Here is a 20581-nt window from a genome sequence, read left to right as displayed (position 1 = left end):
GGAGAGGGTGAGGACGAGAGTGGAGGAGGAGCTGCTCAGGGAGGAGGGGGTGGTGCTCAGGGCCCTCCTCCTGCTCTACTCCGTGTTGGGAGGGAAGTTGAACGCCAAGCTCTGGACCCAGGAGCTGGAGGTGAGGGGGGACTTCAAGTACGTGGTCGTGGACGGGAAGTACGTGAAGTTGAGGGGAGGGAGGAGGGGGGTCCTCTTAATCGCGTTGGGACTCACTGACCACGGTGTGAGGGCCGTGCTTGACGTGGTCCTGACCGGGGAGGAGGACGTCGTGAGCTACTGGGACCTCCTGGTGAGGCTGTGGAGGAGGTACAACCTTACCCTGGTCGTAGCCGACGGGGTGAAGGCCCTGGACGAGGCCATCTCCCGCTCCGGGATCAAGGTCGCGAGGCAGACCTGCCTGGTCCACCTCAAACGGAGGGTGGACAGGAGGGTTAGGGTCTTGCTGGACCTCCTCCTCTCCCTCGCCGAGTCCGTCCCCACCCGTGGCTCTCCCCTCCTCTCCTACCTCCTCGCCCCCAGGGAGCTCTGGCCCCTCCTCAGGTCGAACAACCTGGCCGAGTGCTTCAACTCCCTCCCGGAGAGTTCGGGAAGTGCCACTCCCCCTGGAGGATACTCCAGATCGCCCGGGCCATAGCCGTCAACTACAACCTCTCGACCTGTTATCTCGCTCTTGTAATAATATTACAGGGTTTCTTATTTCTTCGTAAAATGGTCAAATATATTCAATAATTCCTCCATTGAATAAGTCCAAATCAACAGAGATATTACAATTTGCAAAGGAGCCCTGAATCGCCCGGAGCCCTGAATCGCCCGTTGGACGACCTCCTCCGCATTAAAAACTTAAAGCTAAAAACTTAATTAAGAATTAAAATTATAGATTATCCAGAAATGAGGATGATTCCTTAAGGATCAACGAGGAATTAGGGACTGTAACGCTTCTACGTAACTACTCGTTATTTTTAATCATCTAAATATCGTTTTGACAAGTTGTGTTTACATAGTATCACCGAAGTAGTTTTTATTGATGATCCCCCTAACTGATGACGGGCACTGCTCACGAGGTTTGGGGAGTGATAAAGGTGTGGATGGGAGGGTATTGAAGTTTCCCTCGACCAGCCCCAATGAGTTAAGGGTGACCCTGTATGATCCCTTAGGAGGGGTGCCCGTGGTGGAATTAGAAGTAATTAAAGAAGGTAAGTTACGCCACGGGTAAACACCCCACGGACTGAAAAACCATAAAACAGATGTAACTTAGTTCAACCTCTTTTTTTCCCTATCTCCTGAAGGACTTCCTGTATCTCGGGGAATCTCTTCAGTTGATATCTTGAAAACTTCAGTTCTCCGTGTTCAACCTCTTTTTTTCCCTATCTCCTGAAGGACTTCCTGTATCTCGGGGAATCTCTTCAGTTGATATCTTGAAAACTTCAGTTCTCCGTCTACATATACGTCAAAGATACCGTTCTTCCCTTGTTCCAACTCCACCTTAACATCGTCGAAGTAGGATAAAATCTCCCTGGACATTTCCAAAGCCCTGTCTAAATAACCGCAGGGCCTACAATAGACTATTCTTACCTGGTGCATGAACCCCTTGAGGTTCCCCAAGTTAAATAATTATATTTCTAAACTTTCTTACATGTTCTTCGTTGTTTAAACTATATTGAGTCCCAACAAAACACTACTTTATAAGCGGAGGGGATATAGAGCACTAGATAGAAATGAGAATAGCCCTAACTTATGATAAGAACCAAAACCTTAAACCCCTAGAGGAGTCAGAGATCATCGCGATAATCGACGAGGAGAAGAGAGAGGTCGAACAATACGAGAACCCGGCTTACGGGATGAGTAAGGAGGCTACTATGGCAGCTATCCTGGAGCTGGGTCCTGAAGCTATAGTTGTGAAACCCCAATTCCTATGCCCAGGTTCGTACATGATGAGTTACGGCCAGGTCAAGTATATCCCTACCAATTACTCTACGCTAAAGGAAATACTCGATCACCTGGAGGAGGTCAAGAAGAACATTAGGGATGACCTAGAAGAGGAGATGTACGCAGAGGCCTATCCCGAGTAAATTTTTAGTCGTGCACTCTACTACACATAGGGTAGAATTGCCTCATCCTTTAGTTGCGCTTTTGATCCTGTTGCTCTCGATCCTCCTTTCTTGGATCATTGCATTGGTTCCAGTTTGGCTATCATCTAAACTATTCTCGGCTTCTTCGACGTTCGGTAAGGCCATGGTAGCCACGCTGTTGTCGGTGATCCTGTTCATCCTGATTGACGCCCTGGTCTCCAGGGTGAGCCAACCCCTAGCCCTTTTGCTGGGGCTGCTCTCCATAGTCTGGCTCTTTAAGGTGATCTTCGATGTGGGGTGGGGGAAGGCGTTCGGGATTGCCGTGGTCTCGTTCGTAATGACCGTGATCATTCTCGTGATCCTTGCAGCTGTGGGGTTGGGTCTATCGTTTCTTCTTTCCTGAAGTCCAACTTAGCGAGGAAGAAGCCCTCAGATCCGTCGAGGTGAGGAAACGTCCTGGCGACCCTCAGCCAGACCTTGCTTCTCCTGTATCCTGGGCTCCCTGTACGGATTGGTATGAGGTAATCCTGATACCTCTCCACTTGGAACTCACCCTCCTCTGGGAAGAGGGAGCAAGTGACGTAAACTGTTGGTATGCCCAATTCAAGGGCCCTCCTCAGGAGCCTAGCTTGGAGTATCTTCAATCTGACGACATCGTTCCTTTTTAGCCTGAGGGGTATCGAGGGATCCACGTTTATCGTTCCAGAATTGCTACAGGGAGCATCCATGAATATCTTATCTGCCCTCCTTACCCAAAAGTTGATTCCATCCCCTTGCACTAAGTGCACGTTCTCAACGGACCACTTCTTCATAAGCTCCTTCTGTAATTCTATCCTCTTCTTGGATATGTCCACGGCTACTACTTGGGAGGAGTTTCTGGTAAGCTGTTGAATCAGAGAGGTCTTAACGCCCGGTGAGCTCCCCACCTCCAGGATCGTCTCACCCGGTTTAGGATCCAAGACTGACACCGCAAGTACGCTGGCGCGATCCTGAGGTATCAGGGTGCCCTCCTTTACGTGAGGAAGAGTCGATGGGGGGTCTCGCAGTTTGAGAAGAAAGGGAAATTGGGGGTCTTGTTGGAACGGAACTCCACGCTCCCTCAGGTCCAACGTGATCTCCTCAACGCTGATCTTCAGCTCGTTAACCCTCGCCCACGGATAATGCGTGAAGAGACCGTTAAGTCCCTCTTCTCCTAGGAGGGGTAGGAGTCTTTCCTTAATCCATGTAGGGAGAGCCAACTTGGGATTGATGTCTTGCTTCAAGGCCTCCTCTATTTGCCTCCTCCTGTTCAAAAGAGGATAGAGCCTCTTAACTTGGGGTAGAGCCCTCAGTACCCTGAAATAAGTTTGGTAACACCCCTCCACTCTAATGCCGAGCTCCCTGACGGCTGCCTTGAACGAAGCTTCCGTGGAGAGCCCCCTCACCAAGTTTAAGAGGGCCTTCTCTATCAGCTCCAGGCACTCCTGACTCATCTCATTCATCCTGGGCCCTCCAGCTGGAATGTACCTCAATTAGTTTTTTAGTTGAAACAGCAGACGAGGTTATCATGAGGATAAAATCATACGATATAACCCTAGATTTTGACTTTAACGGTTTAACCTATCAGGGTCTGGAGACCGTATCTGTGGAGACGGAGGACGATTTGGTCCTCGATGCCCAGGGCTTAGAAATACTTGAGGTCGAGGCTAGCGGAAAGCCCATACCTTTTGGGGTGGAAAAGGACAAGGTCAGAATTAGGACAGGGAAGTTCTCTGGTGAGGTGAAGCTCAAGTTCTCAGGAAAGGTGAAGGACTCCCTAGTCGGTATCTATAAGGCTCCCTACGACGGTAAGTACGTCATCACCACCCAATTCGAGGCAACTCATGCCAGAAAATTCATTCCCTGCGTTGATCATCCGGCCTACAAGGCCACATTTAAACTCAGGGTAATCGTAAATGACTGGTTGAAGGTAATCTCCAACATGCCTTTAGAGGACGTAAGGAAGGAGGGAGATAAGGTAGTTCACGTGTTCAAGGATACTCCCCCCATGTCCACGTACCTACTCTATCTGGGCATAGGGGAGTTCGAGGAAATGAGGAATCCGGGACTCCCTGAGATAATTGTGGCCACAGTACCAGGGAAGCTAGCTAAGGCATCATTACCAGCTTCCATGGCCAGGGACTTCATCAGATCCTACGAGGAGTACTTTGGGATTAAGTATCAATTACCCAAGGTCCACCTGATAGCTATCCCAGAGTTCGCCTACGGGGCTATGGAAAACTGGGGAGCCATAACCTTCAGGGAGACTGCACTCCTGGCTGACGAGAGGTCTGGTTTCTCACAGATCAGGAGGGCTGCGGAAGTGATAGCCCACGAGCTGGCTCACCAATGGTTCGGTAACCTGGTGACCATGAAGTGGTGGAACGACCTGTGGCTCAACGAGAGCTTTGCAACGTTCATGAGCTACAAGATTTTAGATAAATTATATCCGGACTGGTATATGTGGGGTGAGTTCCTCAGGGATGAAACTGCAGGAGCTCTACTCAAGGATTCCATCCCCACCACTCACCCCATCGAGACAGAGGTGAAGTCCCCGGAGGAAGTAGAGCAGATGTTTGACGACATAAGTTACGGTAAGGGAGCCAGCATACTCAGGATGATAGAGGGTTTCGTAGGCGAGGAGGAATTCAGGAGGGGGATAAGTTCCTATCTCAACGAATTCAAGTTCGGAAACGCTGAGGGCAGGGATCTGTGGGAGAGTCTTGAGAGGGAATCCGGAAAGCCAGTCTCCAGAATAATGCCAGAATGGATCCTGAGACCTGGTTACCCTATGGTCTCGGTAGAGTATGATGGCGGGAAACTGGTGCTGACTCAAAGTAGATTCGGTCTCCTCTCAGACGGCCAAGAGGTTTACCCTATACCTTTGACCATGGAAGTTAACGGGAAGATCATTCGAGACGTAATGGACACGAGACGTAAGGAGTTTGAAGTTGGAGCACTTAACACCTTAAACGTGAACTTGAGGAAGGGAGGGTTCTACAGGGTACTTTACAGGGACCTGGAGCCTGTGTTTAGGAGTAATTTGACCCCAGAGGAACAGTGGGGGTTGCTCAACGACTACTTCGCCTTCCTCCTAGCAGGTAAGGTGACCTTCGAGGAGTACTCCAAGGTATTGAGGCATTTTATGACTTCGGATCATCACTTACCGGTCACTGAGTTAGCAGATCAGTTATCACTGCTTTATGCAGTGAACAGCGGGAAGTACGGGAATCTGGCCCTCCAATTTCACAGAGAGCAGGTAAGAAGGTGGGAGAACAGGTCGGACATGGTCGGTAAGAGAACGTTCTCGATCCTGGCAACGAACCTGGCTAGGATGGACTTGAACTACTCCAAGACGTTAGGAGCTAAGTTCCAGGAGTATGAGAATTTAGACGGAGATCTCAAAGCCCCCGTGGCTGTAGCGTATTCTGTCTTCGAGGGACCAAAGGCAGTAGACGTGATGTTGGAGAAATATAGGACCTCTAAGTTTGACGAAGACAGGTTGAAGATACTTCAGGCCCTCCTCTCCAGTAGATATCCCCATACTGTAGTTAACGTGTTGAGCATGGTCTTTACCGGAGAGATGAAGAGACAAGATATAGCCAGGTCACTGGAGTACACCACCTTCTATCCAGATGTTAGGGATGCAGTCTGGGAATGGCTGAAGATACACTTCGAAAGGGTATCAGGCATGTATAGCGGGACAGGGATATTTGGTAGGGCTTTGAGCGACGTCATACCACTGTTGGGGCTGGGAAGAGAGACAGAAGTGGAGGAGTTCTTCCGAAAGAATCCCTTGAAGGAGAATGAGAGAGGGGTAAGACAGGGTTTAGAGATAATGAAGGCACTGTCCAGACTCAAGTGACTGGTTGATTCCGTTTGTTCTAGTTCAGGATATTAATCCTTATTTCAAATCGATAACGACATTTTCAATACAGCAGTTATGGGATTTTTCGTTAGGTATAGCCTTGAAGTCAAGGCAAAATCTAATGACTGCTGTCAATATTTATGTTCAGGGAGCTACACTTTTTTTACTCCTCAGGATCTCCTCAATGAGCCTCGTGGCCTCATCAACGTCAAACCTCATGGACATGTGATATCCCCTCTCCTTGGCGGTCTGAAGAGGTGTGGAAGTGAAGAGACCGTCAGCGTCAGCAACAATTATGCTGAAGCTCAATTCGTAGTCAATCTCGTCAACCTCTATATGTTTACTTAAGTTCTCCCTGATGTTAAGTAACTCTTCCTCTATCCTCTTCTTGTCTTCACTCTTGACAGCCATCTCTTCTTTGCACGATCTCTTCCTCCTGTAGGATATGAACATTGTCATATATATGGCCAACAATCCTACGACCAGGAATGGGAGGATTAGTGCACCCTTGACACCTCTAAGGAGCAGGACTATCCAAGAAGCTCCGACGATGGTAAGCACTATCCAAGGTAACCTGTTGTAGATTTCTACCCAAGAGGAAAGTCGTTCTATCTCTTTGTTGAGTCTCTCCTCCTCTTCTCTCCTGTAGCTAAGAGGTCTGTTCTTGAGCCATCTGGCCCAGTTGAGGTCGGGTGTGACTACCCTTACGTCCACTCCGCTGGCGGCCTTCCTTTCCAGATCCTCTACCAACGTTTCGTTCAATTTGTCAGTAAGTATGACTACTCTTTTGGTTGCAGAGTTTATCATCCCCCTTATCCTGTTGAAGACCTCCTCAGTGGTCAGGAGTTCCATTTAAACACCCTATATTATGACGATCCCTGGCATCAGTGGAAAAGCATTACTCTTCTTTCCTCTCATATCTGGGGCTGTTGGCTCATCCGCCCTATACACCTGGATCTCATCTACGTCTAGCTTCCTCATGATGAAGTTCAGGTTGTCAGTTAGCGTCTTGAACTCGTCTAACGGATAGGAAACGATGAGGTCCCTGAGTATCGCAGGGACGTTCTGCATTCTCTCCAGCATAGATCTGAGGTAGGCCTCGCTTAGACCCGTCGCGGAGCTAACGTCCCTGACGCTTTTCCTCTCCTTAATGGCCCTCACCAGACTTCTGAAGGCACCCATGTCCTCAGCACTGGCCACGTAGAACACCACCTTCTCTGGTTCCTTATTTGTCAGAGAGGCCAGCTCCTTAACTTGCCTTATTACATGCCTTATATACTCCAGCTGAAGGACTGAGGTGCCATCCACTTCAAACTCGTCTGGGGAAGGATACATCTCCAAGGAGACGAAGGAGTCGTTGAAGATGTGCCATATCTCTTCGGCCGTGTGAGGAGCTCCTGGGGCTATCAGTCTAGCCCACGTGGTCACGACCTTCTTCAGGAGCTTAGTGTTGGGTGTAGATACCATGCTCAGGTAATCCCTTAGTGTCTCGTAGAGATCAAAGAGGATTAAATTGAAGGCATCCCTGAGGTTAACTTGCTCCATCAGATCCATGATCTCCTCTATCTTTATGTGAAAAATCGATGAGAGCCATCTCTCGGGCAGGTCAACCGAACCACCATCCTTGAGTTTGGCCACGTTCTTGGCTAAGTCATACATTCTCCTAAGTTGCTCCGATATGGCCCTGACGTTATTCACGTCGAAGTCTGTGTCTTCAGATAACGCTGAAGATACCGTTAGACTGAGTCTGACAGGGTCGACACCATATTCCTCAACAGCCTTGGCCAGCGGATAGATGTTTCTGAAACTTTTGCTCATCTTCTTTCCTCCTACCCTCACGAAGCCATTGATCACCAACTGCTTAGGCAGGTAACTCTCTCCGAATATGGCCAAGTGGTTGTAAAGTAAGTAGGGCAGGTGATTCTGAATCAAGTCCCTTCCGCTATGCCTCGAGTCCAGAGGATACCAGTAGAGGAACTCTTCCCTTAGTGAGTCGAGCTCATGCTCAGGTATCCCCGTCTCCTCTGAGACCTTCTTTGGGTCGCCGTCACCTAGGAGAACATAGTTCCAGAAGGAATCGTTCAATTTCTCTGGATCGTAGTTTAACTTATGAACTATGGTATAAAAGGCGGTGTAGATGGTGGAGTCGCTCAGGCTGTCTATTATCTGGTTCTGATCCCATGGTAGTCTAACCCCTAACCCCCTGCTCCTGGAACAGGCTCTCCTCCTCAACGAGAAGATCGCTCTCTCCAAGTCCTTCCTCACCTCGTTGGGAATTATCCTCACCGAGTCCAACGTCTTTAAAGTCCACGATTTCCAGATTGGGTTATCGTAAGCTATGTACCACTGATCTCTGATCACCTTCACCACAATCTCCGCTCCACATCTGCAGTACACTGGGCCGTTAACTATCTCGTAAATACTGTCATATTTACCTAAGCTCTTCAGAAGGTTGATCACTTCCTTCCTGGCATCAGGAACCCTCTTCCCTACTACCCTCTCCCTCAGGTAGGCCCTCATATAATCGGGGACGAGATCTATCACATCGCTCCTGATGATACCTTTGTAGTACTCTTCCCTATACAGGGAATCGATATAATCCTTGAGCTCAGCCGGATTCTTAGTTCCAGCCAAGGACAATACCTCGGGTCCTGGAAAGTCCCCGTAGCCTTCGGTGGAGATCACCGGGATTACCTCGACTTCCCCCACCACCTCACTGAGAGCCAGGTAATGCAAGGGTTCGTGGGCTGGTACTGCCATGACGACACCAGTACCCACCTTAGGATCCACGTATCTCGTCCCCATAACCTTCACCTCCCTCCCCGTTAGTGGGTTCTTGACGACCTTCCCCAGTAGCTCCCTCCCCTGGATCTCCGCCTCAGGAGAGATATCATGTTGGTAGGAGAGCTTTGTGAAGGCCTCCTTGGATACCACCCACCTCCTTCCCCTGACTATGACGTAAGTTGCGGAGGGATCTATCAGGATAGCTGTACATCCAAATGCTGTCTCCGGTCTGGTAGTGGCAGCTGGGAACACTAAGTCCTTCCCCTCGAACTCTATTACGTCCATTTCCTGGATTTCTGGTTCCACGTCGCCCTTAGTGTCGTGCATCCCGACTGGGAAGTTATCGTTGGGGCAGAATCCTACAGCGTCCGTGGAGGTGATTACGTAACCTCTCTCCTTAAGTTTCCTGAACTGCCACTGGACGAACTTCTCGAATCTGGGATCCACCGTGGTGAACTCCCTCCTCCAGTCAACACTGAGGCCTAGGGCCTTGGCCATCCTCTTCATATCATTCCTGAAGTACTCTGCAAGCTTAAACGGATCCTGGAACTCGTTGATCTTCTCGTCCGGGATGTTGTAGAGGTTCCTGAAGTCTGATATTATGTCCTTATCCCCTCTCCTTATTGCCTCTGATATGGAGAGGATGGGAGTACCGGTGAACTGGAAAGCGAAGGGGAAGAGCACGTTAACTCCCTTCATTCTGTAATACCGGGCCAATATGTCGGCGGTCACGTACGTTCTCCCGTGTCCTATGTGAAGGGGGCTGTTGGTGTAAGGGAAGGCAACCGTGATGAAGAACTTTCCTCTAGTGGAGGGATCAGCGTGGAAGAGGTTGGCCTTCTCCCACTCGCCCTGCCATTTCTTTGCGATCTCGTTGTAGAAACCTGCTGAGTCCATATCCTCTATACTGTGAGGTTCCTTATTACTTTGCACGGTGTTTGAGCGAGCTACGGTATGACCTCTGTGGAGTCTTTGGTAGGGTCGTACCTGAGATCCTCTAGCTTGACTACTCCTTCCTTGATTAGAGCTTGGACGTCAGGAATTATTGAGAGGACTTCCCTGAGGTAGGCCTTGTTCACCTGATCTACCTCCCTGAATCCCTCCTCACCCCAATACTTTTCACGTGAAGCGTAAAGACACCTCCCTCCGCAGTATCTATTGAACTCGCAAACCTTGCACTCCTGAGGGAGAGGATCGTGGAGTCTGCTGAACCCTCCTTCCACTGTCCCGAGCTCCGCCCACTTTTCCCTCACAGCTATGGGACAAGATAGTATCCTCCCATCCGTACTCACTGAGACCGAATTGTACCCTGCTCCACAGGGAGATCCCCTGTATCCCTCGAAGAAGTGGGCACTTATGACTCCAAGTATAGGAATCAACTTTACAATGCGACCCTGCCTTAGGTTCTCGAGGAAGAACCTAACCAAGGATCTTATACCAGGCAGGTAAACTCTGTTGGCCCACTCCTCCACCTTCCATCTGTCCGTCCACACCACGTTCAGTTGCCAGTGAACCTTTTCGAAGATCCCCAGGTTCAGTAGGTGCATGACGTCGAGGTAGATGTCTGTATCCTCCGTTACCGTCATCCTGGCTATGGTCTCTACTCCCAACTCTCTAAGGTACTTGGCGTTAGCCACTACCCTGTCGTGGATCCCCCTCCCCCTGTGTTTATCTGTCACCTCCTCCCTTCCGTCTATCGAAAGGAGGGCCACATCCATTCTTCTCCAATACCTCTCTGGTAACAATCTGACCATCGTTCCGTTGGTCTGTATACCGTACCTGTCTGCCTTCACCATATCCATGAAGTTGGCTATGAACCGGGGATTTGATAGAGGCTCACCGCCGTAAAAGATCACTGTGGCCTCAGGGTCTGCCTCAACCATCCTTTTCAGCTTTCCCAGATCATATCTCACGTTCCACGGCACAACGGCCTTATCGAAGGATCCCCCACAGTAGTTACAGGCGAGGTTACACTTCCCTGAAGTGAAGATGAGCCAAAGCACGACTATGAGATATTTGGCAGGGTTAAAAAGCGGGAAATTAAGCTAACCTCGATTCGTCTGGAATGCTCTGACGTACTTCTGTGCAGTCTTAAGGGCCACGTCCTCCTGGGACTCCCTAATTTCGTGATAGAGACTCAGCGTCAGCCACACCTTCCTTAGGGCCGTGTCCAGAGACCTTTGAGATACTTCGTTTAAATCCACGGATATCTCGACGAACTCGTCAGACTGGATCAACCTCACGCCGTACTGTCGCAGGACGTCGTTCACCAGATCCCTACCCAAGAAGTCTTCTAGCTTGAGATCTGTGGTGTCCATCTCCCCAACCTTGAGCTTAAAGGTTATGTAGTCTCTCCACAAATCCGGCCTCATGAGGACCTCCCTGAGCCTGTCCACCGAGGGGATGGGATTGAGGAGCGCAGTCAGCACCTCATTGGAGACTGATCTGACAGGGTAGAGGAGAACGGCATAGCTCTCCAACTCCCTGGCCAAATATTCGCCCTCTCTTCCCCTCAACCTCAACCACTCCCCCTCGCCCTCGATCCTGTACCTAACTATCGACTCCCTGAAGGAATACAGGTTCAAGTGAAGCTCCAACCTGAGGGGCTCAGTGGCGGTCCGGTCATCATCAATCATGCAGTGCTCGACCTCATCACCGTGAATAGGGATCAGCGGAGTCCTTTATATCATCTATCGTGTTACGGGGTAGAACTATCATCATCGTTACGACAACTGATTACACTATTAAAAAACTTCTTCCTCACGAGATAACAAAGTTCACACATGTGATGATAAGACCCTCCTCCGTCCCTAATCATCCTTGCTAATATCCTTATATCATCCATAATCTGTTCGTCATCCCTCATCTTTCTGACCAGTACGTCGCTTCGGGCTTTGCTCCTATATTTAGCCACTGTAGTAGTAGACACGCTGAAAAGTGTTGAGACCCTAGAGTAAGGAACGCCTAGATCCAGCAACTCCATTATCAGCAGGGCCCTTATGGCCGGTAGGATTCTGTTGGAACCTATCTCACAGGCTAATTTCATTACATACGATACTAAGTTATGGTAATTTAAAATTAAAGTGCACAGTCTTTCCCTTCCGTAATTAAACCCCGTTAAAGTTTATACTCCCTCCCTCTCCAATAGACCTTATCCCTCCTGTAGTTAAGGATTAACATAATCCACGCGAAATAGAGACCTAGCACTGAGGCAAAGGAGGGAAGTAACGATTCTTTCCCCAATTTGTGAGACCTGTGAAGGTTCTTGATGATCCAGAGCAGGAGAGGGGAGAGGAAGATAGGATTCAATGAGATTAGGAATAATATCAAGAATAATGAGAAGACACCACCAACCACGAGATAAGCCTTAGCCCCCCTAGGAGAGTACTTGACTATAGTGACGATCTGTCTAGAGCTCCATCTGGCTAAGTCCTTCTCGTCATAGATGTTAATGGGTATAACGTCTCCCAAGAAAGCTATTCTACCACCTCTCCTCTTGACTATCCGGGTTAGTGTACAGTCATCACACCACTCACCTGAGAGCTCCTCCTCGACCTCCCTATCAAGGAAATCCCTTCTGAAGGCCATGGATCCTCCCCAGAGGAAGGTACCGTTGAGGGCCTGAGATTCGAAACCGAGAGTCCAGAACCCTGCCCTGAGCACGTTTCTCAGTGATGCCCTAATGGGCCTCGGCCAAGAAAAGGTTGTGACTGCAGTGTAATTCTCCAGTCTCGATACCATGCCCTTCAACCAATGGGGAGGGTAAAAGGTGTCGGAGTCCGCGAAGACTACCACCTGGTTCCTAGCCCTACGTAGACCGCTGAGTTGTGCTCTGATCTTTCCACTACAACTCCTACAGGGAAAATCACTCGTGACGACCTCAACCCCTAAACCCTTTAACCTCTCAGCCAACCACTGTTGATCCTGATCTATAACGTACACGACCTGGTACCCCGGAGGGAAGTCCTGGGAGAGGAGGGATTTGACGTTACTCTCCAGTGAAATGTCCCAATCCCTGATCGGTACTATCACCGTTGCCGGTAGAGCGAGAGAACCCCTGTGAGTAAAGAACTCCCTCTCCTTTAGGATCTGAACTAAAAGTAACGAGTCAGTCAACACAGGGAGAGCTAGCAGGTATAGGATTGGGTTCATCAGGCCTTAACAAACTTCACCCAATTAAAAGGTGCCTACAGCAGTCATTAGATTTTGCCTTGACTTCAAGGCTTCCTAACGAGAAATCCCATAACTGCTGAGGTACCTAAATGAGTTGCGGAGACGTAAAATCGGGGACGCGTTAGCCAGGGAAGACCTTCAACGACCCTCTCGGAGTCCAGGATAAGACCCGGAAGGGGAAACTCCCTCGGCTGATAGTGATTGAAGCGAGATGTGGAGAAGGTTTGACGTGGTAGTAGAAACCTTACGCTTTAACGGGGCTGTCGATCGTACCTGCACTCCCTAACCCCCGTTCACGAACGCGTGCATGTACCTCTTCAACTCCTGATAAGCCTCGGACGTGGGTTTCAAGCTGGATAGGATTTCACGGAACCCCTCGACTTCGTAGGTCCAGGTCTCAGATCCGTTTACCCATCCAACCTCTCCTCTCCCTGACTCTAACCAATGCGTAGTGTGAAGCCCTCTATTGTCGTTCAATATAACCGTGAGCTTCAGCCTCCTCTCGCTGACCATTCCCGGCCTATCCTTAATGAACTCCCTCCCTAAATCGTACTCCACGGACTTCGTTGCGAAATCGAGGAGCCTACGCTCATCCACGTAGAGCTTCCCTAGGTCCCTCATGAAAATGATGGGTAACGAGGTAGGGATAGCGATTTCCATTCCTAGGGAGGAGAGGTCTTGAGCTCCCTCCTCTACAGCTCCGCTCAGTTCATTCTCCATGCGTGTCCTAGCCTCCTCCCCCTTGAGAACAGTTAACGAGTGCATGTCGAAGAGTCTCTGATTGTCAAAAGTTAACCTCTTGTCGTGGGTGAGATACCTTATGCTCACCTTGTTGTTTACCTTTTGAACCTCGACCACTCTCCCTCTCCAATTACATTGAGCTAGGAGACTTCCCTCAGACGCCACTAGTCTGATACTTAGCTCCTTTATCCACAATAGATGCTTCACCCTTGCCTAAGCCTTGTTCCACCGTCCACCGGAATGACTACCCCGTTGACCCATTGGGCCTCATCGCTCATCAGCCACGCTGCCACCAACGCGAAATCCTCAGGTGGTGCCTTGACGTCCCCCAGTCTCCTGAGGGACCTCCAATCCCTGTTAGGCTCGAAATCTCCGTCTATCCAGCTTGGGGCTATGCCGACGACCCTGATATCCTTGTCTAATAACTCCGCTGCAAGGATCTCGACCGCCTTGGCTGTCCCTGCCTTAGCCACAGCGTAAGAAAGCTGATCTGGAGATGCCTTATCCACGGCCCTGAGGGCAGATACCAATAAGATCACGGATCCCTTCCTGAGAAGGTCAAGGAAGGCCGAGACGGCATAGATGGGGAACTTCACATGATTGTTCAGCATCGAATCCAGGGCCACGGGATTCTCCACTCTATCCTCCTCATAGCCTCCTATCATGATCGCAATCCCGTCCAGTTTGTCGGTTACCTTTCTTACACTCTCCTTTAGCTTAATTGCCGACTCGGGAGAGCTAACTCCTCCCACTATTATATCTACTTTTCCCACTCCAGCTATGGACTCCTTAATTGATTGAAGTTTCCTCTCATCCCTGGATACCAGGATGACCTTAGCTCCGTCCTTGGCCAAGAAGTAAGCAAGGGCATAACCCAGCCCCCTACTAACCCCCAGTAGTAGGAAGGTCTTACCTGAAAACCTCATGTTGGATATCACTGTGGTGACGGGGATTTAAGTAATAGTTTAATCTTGTCGGGTTCGGACTGAGGAAGGCTACAGGTGTTCCCCACACATATGTAGGCCCTGCTGCCATTCCCGTACTTGATCATGGATCTCACGAGGGGGGTCACGAGGTCTCGGTCCTCAATCCTTACCCTCTCGACGAGCTTCAAAGGATGGTATGTGAGCAAGGCTTCCCTGTGCAGTTTATCAGCGAGACCGTCACCTTCATCTATCACCACTACGTGGGCCAAACCTCTCTGCGTTGCCCCAATGGAGCTGATTATTCCAGCATAAAAGGGAGGTCCCTGATAGTAGTCCCCCAGCATCTTGCCCAAGGTCTCTTCTGGTACCTTGAACCTGTCCTCGATCAGACCGAGCTTCAATATCCCCCTCAACGCTAGGGAGTTCGGTGACTCATTGGGGGTATCCATAACTGGAACCTCCCTGGAGTCCCTAGAGTCCGTGAAGCCCTCAGGTTTGAGGAACGACATGAGCTCCTCACCCAGCGAGAGGGAGAGATCCCTGTACTTTAAGTCGCCCGTGACCTCGTAAGCTGAGAGTGACGCAAGGAGGGCAGAGGCGTAGTCCTCCAGGAGTCCCTCACCTCCTCCTTGGAGCCTCCTAGAGACTCTCCTCCTCAACTCGCCCACCACCCTCAGGGCTTCTTTCAGCCCCATCCCCGTGAGAGGGAAAGCCCTGATGATTCCCTCGGCGATCCTGCAGTTTGGGTAGGTGTAGAGGTTATCGTCCCTGAAGGGTTTCTTTCGGGTGGAGTCCCTATAGGTCCTGAGAGTCTCCCTCACTCTCCTGAGGTGTGCCAAGAACGACCCCACGTCCAGTCCGAGGTGCTTAGCCAAGTCGGAAGAATCGTCCCTGAGTCTCAAGACTCCGCCAGGTAGGTTAGCTTCACCTACCAGTTGAAACACCTTGTTCACTAAATCCCACTCCTTCCCTGAGGCCTCCATCAATTCCTTCTTCTCCCAAACGTAAAAACCTCCCTCCTCCCCCTCCGAGTCGGCGTCTACACTCGACGCAAAACCCACCTCAGTGGTCATCTCTCTAAGTACGAACTCTAAGGTCAGTTCCAGGGCGTCCAAGGCCTGAGGGTCACCCGAGGTCAGGTAGGCGTTCAAGTAGTCCTCCAGGAGTTCCGCGTTGTCTATGAGTAGCTTCTCGAAGTGAGGAACGTTCCACTCCCTGTCCGTGGCGTATCTGTGAAATCCCCCTCCCACTTGGTCGAATATTCCCCCTTGGTACATTTTCTTGAGGGTGAAAAGGACCAACCTCTTATCGACATCGTCCTTCGTCCAATGGGAGTAACTCAGGAGTAGATTATCCACGGTCGGATGAGGGAACTTCATCCCAGTCCCTAATCCTCCATACTCGAAATCGAAGGAGGATAGTACCGAGGATATGGCAGTCTCCACAACGTCAAAAGACGGGGTTTGGCTTGCCGAAGGTGAGTAGTCCATCAGGGCTAGGGCAGCTTCCTTTATTTTGCCCCTCTCCTCTCTCCATATCCTGAGGATCTCCTTCAACAACCTCTTCATTCCTATCCTTCCGTACATGTCCACTGGAGGAAAGTACGTCCCTCCGAAGAACACAGTTCCCTCAGGCGTCATGAACACTGTCAAGGGCCATCCCGACTCTCCCGTTATACTACTCACGGCCCTCTGCAGTTTTCTGTCTAGAGAGGGCATCTCGTCCCTGTCCACCTTCACTGCGACGAAGTTTGTGTTTATGAATAGCGCTATCTCTGGATCTGAGTACGTCTCCCTATCCATCACGTGACACCAGTGACACCAGACTGCCCCCACGTCCACTAGCACTGGCTTATCCTCCCTTTTGGCCCGTTCAAAGGCCTCCTCTCCCCAAGGGTACCAATCCACCGGTTGCTCCGCCGCCTCCCTTAAGAAGGAACTGTGACAGTCCTTCAATCTATTCATATGTACAATTGAGAATGGGAGAGTTTTAAATGGAGTTAATGAAGAGATTAAGGGTGATGAGATCTCGGGTTGCCAACGGGTGAGGAGAGTCTTCAGCGCTGATCACTTCCTCCTGAAGATCCAATAGATCCCTCCCACGGTGAGTAACAACCCCACCCCAGCTAGGTTCAGGTCTTGAATATCCTTGTGTGGAGGTGCCTTGACGAACACAGCTGTAAGATTGGTGTTGTTGTACATCAGGATCCACCTCTCCTGCGAGCTCACGTTGTCTGACCAACCCCGAAGTACGTTTCCAGGGAGAGCGAGTGCACTCAAATAGACTATCTCGCCGCCCCTCACCTTGAACGAGACCCTTGAAGTCACGATGGCTGAGGTGGAGTTCTGGAACTTGACCTTCACTGTACCGTTACCGACCACGTTAATAGTGAGAGTGTAGCTCGTTGGAACCAAAGTGACGTTAATGGAGTTCATTGTTTCAGGGAAGAAGGTTATGTTCTGCCTTGCGAGACCGTTTATCAGTACCGTCGAGAAGGGCTGGAACGAGACTACCTCGGCTTGCACGGATTGGTTAGGAAGATACACGGTGGTGTTTCCGTTAATTGTCAGGAAGGTTCCGTTGCCGTAATATAGAACTACGATCGCCTGACCTCCCTCTATTGTGATGTGAAGGGGGAACGTGTGGGAGGCAGACGCCATTAACAAGAGAAGAAGAGCCACATTGAGGCCCATGCTACATGAAGGGAATATCAAGGGGGGAGATCACCGAAAATGGGACTAGCCCACGCTGAGGCGGGGAGAAGCTTGCAAAGGAGCGGTTGTGAAGCTACTATCGAAGGAGTTCATTACGTGGTTGGGTAGCCCCCTCACTTAAATACCAGTTCCCGTACGTTAAACATGGCAGTCACTGAGGAGGTAAGCGTCACTTAGACTCCCCGGTCAAAGCTAGTCTCGGTGGGGCTCACCTCTACACCCCGTCGAGACCACGTATCCGTGGCTATCAAGCCCGAATCATCAGGGAGGGGTTGATGCGGAAACTGTGAAGATCAGCCTCCTGGGTCTCGGGAGAAGGGGGTTTATCCTTCACGATGGCTCACGATATGGCTCCCAGACAGTAAAGCGGATGAGGAACCCAACCTTAGCTGATCTGTGACGAGGGGTTGTTTACCTGAACCTCGTATTTTTAAACTGAAAATGTCATTTGGGCATGTGAACTTAGTAGTCAGGATCCACGACAGGGAAATCGACTTGTCGAACTCGCCCGTCGTTATTCGGGGGAAGGAAAGGTACCAAACGTCGAGGGCACTGTACTATCTCCTGAGAACCCTGAACTTGATCCCCAGGCTCTATGGAATCCAAGCGAACGATCCTCTGGAGGGTTGGAAGAGGGGGTTCAAAGAAAGGTTCAGATCCATCTTGAGGTCCAATCTGGAACCTGGAAAGGTCATCCTTGATGGGAGCTTCCGGTTGGACACCGGCCCCCTTCTCATAACTGGTGAACTGAAGGGATGGGACTGTCAGGCCGATGTGGTGCTTAAGGAGAGTCCCGCGGAAGTCGAAGCGGGAGTTAAGGGAATGATACAGGTGGACTCCTTCTTCTTCTCTAAGATGTGGAGACCCAGACCTTTCCTAGTTCCAGGCTCCAAGGACGGCATCCTCGCCGGCTTCCACAGATTCCTCCTCCTTCAGACCGAGGGGGCCCCTGGGATTCCCAAGACATTGGGGATCATAGCTGAGTTCATAAACTCCATTGTTTTGCCTCACAACTTCAAGGCAGAGGTCTTGGGCCATGACATTACCGTGAACGTGAACGAGGGGCTTTACTTGGACGGAAGCCCTCTATATAACGCTGATCCAGAGGTCCTGAGCGTTATAGCCATGAGACTTGCAGTAGGCTTTGCACCAGAGGGAAGTGTGCTGATCGTGGAGGATCCAGAAGCACACCTCTCCGCTGAGTCACGGGGAGAGGTAATGAGGGCCCTGTCCTCCTTCAAGGGGACTTTAATATTGGTCACCGAGGATGAGGGCTTCCAAAAAATAAAGAAAACCTGAGCGACCGTTTGTCCCTACACTTTGATTTCACTCATTTTATGTTCATTCATGATGCAGTGAAGGGACTTAGCCCTCAGCAACCTATCCGACTTCAAGGTAGGTGGGTTACGGAACTCCTTTGAGCCCAACGGCACGGGGCTCACATCTCTGCAATCCCTCCCACCCTTTTGGGCAGAGCCCACATCAAGTGAGAGTTCATCTTTTATCAATAAAAACATAATAAACGGATATAAAAAACATTTCTGTTAACATGAAAAAGGATTCAGCCCGAACTTATCGGTGGCCCGATCCTAAATATGGTCAGGAACCTAAGATCCATCATAAATTTTGATTTGTAATGGGACTTTCCCTCAAGCCACCTTGCGATCAAGGGAAGATCCAGTCAGCAGTTACTAGATTTCACCTTGATTACAGGTAGATATTTTAGGGAAAGTCCAGGGACTGCTGTTCGGTAGGCACCTTTCTCGTGTTACCACGGTAGAACAACCGAGACTATAACATTCCTGCGTAACTTTTAAACATTTTAATCACTTTTAAATCCAATACGACGTGGGTTATGCTCATATGGTGTTACCAAGGAATTTCCTTTTGATGACCTCCTAACTGATGACGGGCACCGCTCACGAGGACGGGAGGGTATTTAAGTTTCCCTCGACTAGCCTTAATGATCTGGGGGTGACCGTGTATGAGCCCTCAGCAGGGGTGCCCGTGGCGTAACTTACCTTCCAGCAGTTATGGGACTTTAACGTAACTTAAAGATTTTCATCAGCCCCGGCGGTCCGCCTAAATGACGTTCGAGAGCCTGAGGAACGCCTCCACGCTCCTCAGGTTCAGCTCCACCACCAGCTCCCCGACGACGTTGGTCATGATGGTGAAGATCGTGAGGTAACCCTTAAGCCTCTCCCTCCTCCAGAACGAGGAGTCCTCCAGTCCCAGGGCCTTGACGTCCCTGTGGAGCTCCTCGATCTCCCACCCGACAGGCCTCCTCGATCTCCTCCTCGCTGAGCGAGAGGTCGGTGGTGTAGAGGCACCTGGCCTGTGTCCCAGAGTCACGTTTATGTTCCCGGACTAACAACTTTACCGTAATCGCTCGGCCTCCCAGGGTCAGGTCGGCGTAGTAGACTCCGGGGGATATCCCACTCGGAGGTGCCCCTCCACCTCCTCGAGGGTCCCCTGGGCCGACTCGACCCTGAGCTAGGTTGGACTTGAGCTCAGACACCACGTTGTCCCTCACGAGCTTCTCGGACCGGTACTGGAGTTGAAGACGACCCTGGACACGCGGAAGCGCTCCTTGAGCACGTCCAACATCTCCCTGGCCAAGTCGATCTTGGTCTTGAACTCGGTGACCATCCCCAAATCCAACATCTTCCTCACGGCGTAGGGGAAAGCTCCCACCATGAACGTCCTGCCCGTGGAGAGGTCCACTATGGCGACCGTGAGGAGCTTGACCCTCTCGAACTTCCCGTGGGTGTGGCAGTAGATCCAGTAGTCCCCGTGGGGGCTCACGTCCTTCCCCCTGGAGTACTCCTTGTGGTCCACGGTGTCGTCTATGATAACGAGAGGTCCCTTGACCGGCTTCTCAGGACCTCCAGGTAGTCCCTCCACGCATCTCCAAGTTCTCCCAGCGCCCCATCAATTCACGTTCCAACCCGAACGTCTCGGCCGCGTTCCTCACGCTGGCCCTCCCACCCACCAGGACCACGAGGACTAGTGCCAATTAACCTTCCTGCTCCTCCCGTTCCTCCTGACTACCCCAGTTGGTTGATCGCCCTGACCTGCCTCACCTTCTGTTCCCTGATTGAACTCCCCTCGTTCGGCATCTTTTCAGCCGGAAAGCCTTGAAAAATAAAAACTTCTCGCTAATACCGATCTTCCGGTAATACCTCCCTGCGATTCCCATAACTGCTGTCATATAGAACTATGTAGAGCTCTCAAAAACCTCATCCCGGTCCTTGGCTCTTCCCCACATCCTCCCTA

The 20581-nt window shown here is 50.6% G+C and carries 22 protein-coding genes and 1 pseudogene; 6 read left to right on the top strand and 17 right to left on the bottom strand.

Annotated features, from left to right (window positions below; translation table 11 throughout):
• Together METMK1DRAFT_RS16315 and METMK1DRAFT_RS05930 are read left to right on the top strand one after the other, a co-directional pair.
• A pseudogene (locus METMK1DRAFT_RS16315) lies at nt 1-741 on the top strand (transposase); the annotation flags it as partial.
• A 295-nt stretch (nt 742-1036) separates the two neighbouring features.
• Nucleotides 1037-1225 carry a hypothetical protein gene (locus METMK1DRAFT_RS05930; RefSeq protein ID WP_009071746.1) on the top strand — a complete coding sequence of 63 codons (189 nt, stop codon included), beginning with the start codon at nt 1037-1039 and terminating at the stop codon, nt 1223-1225.
• 134 nt (nt 1226-1359) lie between these two features.
• Here the strand turns inward: METMK1DRAFT_RS05930 and METMK1DRAFT_RS05925 are convergent, their stop codons facing one another.
• A complete protein-coding gene (locus tag METMK1DRAFT_RS05925) occupies nt 1360-1593 on the bottom strand; it encodes an Rdx family protein (protein ID WP_009071744.1) in 234 nt (77 codons plus the stop codon).
• Nucleotides 1594-1727: 134 nt separating this feature from the next.
• Here METMK1DRAFT_RS05925 and METMK1DRAFT_RS05920 point away from each other — a divergent pair, with 134 nt between their 5' ends.
• Together METMK1DRAFT_RS05920 and METMK1DRAFT_RS16310 are read left to right on the top strand one after the other, a co-directional pair.
• On the top strand, nt 1728-2081 hold the full coding sequence (locus tag METMK1DRAFT_RS05920) for a hypothetical protein (RefSeq protein WP_009071742.1): 354 nt from the start codon (nt 1728-1730) through the stop codon (nt 2079-2081).
• 10 nt (nt 2082-2091) lie between these two features.
• Entirely contained in the window at nt 2092-2484 is a 393-nt protein-coding gene (locus METMK1DRAFT_RS16310) for a hypothetical protein (RefSeq protein WP_245544567.1), read from the top strand.
• Here METMK1DRAFT_RS16310 and METMK1DRAFT_RS05910 read toward each other — a convergent pair.
• The gene (locus tag METMK1DRAFT_RS05910; protein ID WP_009071739.1) at nt 2429-3562 is read right to left on the bottom strand and encodes an RsmB/NOP family class I SAM-dependent RNA methyltransferase; all 1134 of its coding nucleotides are present in this window, start codon (nt 3560-3562) and stop codon (nt 2429-2431) included. The genes METMK1DRAFT_RS16310 and METMK1DRAFT_RS05910 overlap by 56 nt on opposite strands.
• A gap of 62 nt (nt 3563-3624) precedes the next feature.
• Here METMK1DRAFT_RS05910 and METMK1DRAFT_RS05905 point away from each other — a divergent pair, with 62 nt between their 5' ends.
• A complete protein-coding gene (locus METMK1DRAFT_RS05905) occupies nt 3625-5964 on the top strand; it encodes a M1 family metallopeptidase (RefSeq protein WP_172634126.1) in 2340 nt (779 codons plus the stop codon).
• 147 nt (nt 5965-6111) lie between these two features.
• On the opposite strand, the gene METMK1DRAFT_RS05900 is transcribed toward METMK1DRAFT_RS05905, so the two are convergent.
• The 10 genes from METMK1DRAFT_RS05900 to METMK1DRAFT_RS05855 form a co-directional block, all read right to left on the bottom strand.
• Entirely contained in the window at nt 6112-6819 is a 708-nt protein-coding gene (locus tag METMK1DRAFT_RS05900; protein WP_009071734.1) for a hypothetical protein, read from the bottom strand.
• A gap of 9 nt (nt 6820-6828) precedes the next feature.
• On the bottom strand, nt 6829-9648 hold the full coding sequence (gene leuS / locus METMK1DRAFT_RS05895; protein ID WP_009071730.1) for a leucine--tRNA ligase: 2820 nt from the start codon (nt 9646-9648) through the stop codon (nt 6829-6831).
• A 50-nt stretch (nt 9649-9698) separates the two neighbouring features.
• A complete protein-coding gene (locus METMK1DRAFT_RS05890) occupies nt 9699-10754 on the bottom strand; it encodes a radical SAM/SPASM domain-containing protein (protein ID WP_009071727.1) in 1056 nt (351 codons plus the stop codon).
• 42 nt (nt 10755-10796) lie between these two features.
• The gene (locus tag METMK1DRAFT_RS05885) at nt 10797-11387 is read right to left on the bottom strand and encodes a hypothetical protein (RefSeq protein ID WP_009071725.1); all 591 of its coding nucleotides are present in this window, start codon (nt 11385-11387) and stop codon (nt 10797-10799) included.
• Nucleotides 11388-11449: 62 nt separating this feature from the next.
• Complete coding sequence (locus METMK1DRAFT_RS05880) at nt 11450-11797, bottom strand: transcriptional regulator (protein ID WP_009071723.1); 348 nt, start codon at nt 11795-11797, stop codon at nt 11450-11452.
• Between the two features lie 71 nt (nt 11798-11868).
• Complete coding sequence (locus METMK1DRAFT_RS05875; protein ID WP_009071721.1) at nt 11869-12903, bottom strand: glycosyltransferase family 2 protein; 1035 nt, start codon at nt 12901-12903, stop codon at nt 11869-11871.
• Nucleotides 12904-13206: 303 nt separating this feature from the next.
• Nucleotides 13207-13860 (bottom strand): hypothetical protein, encoded by a 654-nt coding sequence (locus METMK1DRAFT_RS05870; RefSeq protein WP_009071719.1) that lies wholly within the window; start codon nt 13858-13860, stop codon nt 13207-13209.
• Nucleotides 13861-13868: 8 nt separating this feature from the next.
• On the bottom strand, nt 13869-14591 hold the full coding sequence (locus tag METMK1DRAFT_RS05865; RefSeq protein ID WP_009071717.1) for an SDR family NAD(P)-dependent oxidoreductase: 723 nt from the start codon (nt 14589-14591) through the stop codon (nt 13869-13871).
• An 8-nt stretch (nt 14592-14599) separates the two neighbouring features.
• Nucleotides 14600-16555 carry a thioredoxin domain-containing protein gene (locus tag METMK1DRAFT_RS05860; protein WP_009071715.1) on the bottom strand — a complete coding sequence of 652 codons (1956 nt, stop codon included), beginning with the start codon at nt 16553-16555 and terminating at the stop codon, nt 14600-14602.
• A 102-nt stretch (nt 16556-16657) separates the two neighbouring features.
• Nucleotides 16658-17305 (bottom strand): hypothetical protein, encoded by a 648-nt coding sequence (locus tag METMK1DRAFT_RS05855; RefSeq protein WP_155812307.1) that lies wholly within the window; start codon nt 17303-17305, stop codon nt 16658-16660.
• A 456-nt stretch (nt 17306-17761) separates the two neighbouring features.
• Here METMK1DRAFT_RS05855 and METMK1DRAFT_RS05850 point away from each other — a divergent pair, with 456 nt between their 5' ends.
• Complete coding sequence (locus tag METMK1DRAFT_RS05850) at nt 17762-18604, top strand: hypothetical protein (protein ID WP_048087459.1); 843 nt, start codon at nt 17762-17764, stop codon at nt 18602-18604.
• A gap of 14 nt (nt 18605-18618) precedes the next feature.
• On the opposite strand, the gene METMK1DRAFT_RS05845 is transcribed toward METMK1DRAFT_RS05850, so the two are convergent.
• The 5 genes from METMK1DRAFT_RS05845 to METMK1DRAFT_RS18950 all read right to left on the bottom strand — a co-directional run bounded on the left by METMK1DRAFT_RS05845 (nt 18619) and on the right by METMK1DRAFT_RS18950 (nt 20321).
• Nucleotides 18619-18822, bottom strand: coding sequence for a hypothetical protein (locus METMK1DRAFT_RS05845; protein ID WP_009071711.1), 204 nt, complete (start codon nt 18820-18822; stop codon nt 18619-18621).
• A gap of 565 nt (nt 18823-19387) precedes the next feature.
• A complete protein-coding gene (locus METMK1DRAFT_RS19465) occupies nt 19388-19534 on the bottom strand; it encodes a hypothetical protein (RefSeq protein WP_281034099.1) in 147 nt (48 codons plus the stop codon).
• Nucleotides 19497-19838 (bottom strand): hypothetical protein, encoded by a 342-nt coding sequence (locus METMK1DRAFT_RS18960; protein WP_245544566.1) that lies wholly within the window; start codon nt 19836-19838, stop codon nt 19497-19499. The genes METMK1DRAFT_RS19465 and METMK1DRAFT_RS18960 overlap by 38 nt, the downstream gene beginning before the upstream one ends.
• Complete coding sequence (locus METMK1DRAFT_RS18955) at nt 19835-20209, bottom strand: ISNCY family transposase (RefSeq protein ID WP_009071706.1); 375 nt, start codon at nt 20207-20209, stop codon at nt 19835-19837. The genes METMK1DRAFT_RS18960 and METMK1DRAFT_RS18955 overlap by 4 nt, the downstream gene beginning before the upstream one ends.
• A complete protein-coding gene (locus METMK1DRAFT_RS18950; protein WP_245544565.1) occupies nt 20184-20321 on the bottom strand; it encodes a hypothetical protein in 138 nt (45 codons plus the stop codon). Before METMK1DRAFT_RS18950 ends, METMK1DRAFT_RS18955 begins: the two co-directional genes overlap by 26 nt.
• Nucleotides 20322-20581 lie beyond the last annotated feature (260 nt).

It is taken from the genome of Metallosphaera yellowstonensis MK1, assembly GCF_000243315.1.
Classification (GTDB): domain Archaea; phylum Thermoproteota; class Thermoprotei_A; order Sulfolobales; family Sulfolobaceae; genus Metallosphaera; species Metallosphaera yellowstonensis.
This window is presented reverse-complemented; position numbering and strand designations above follow the sequence as displayed.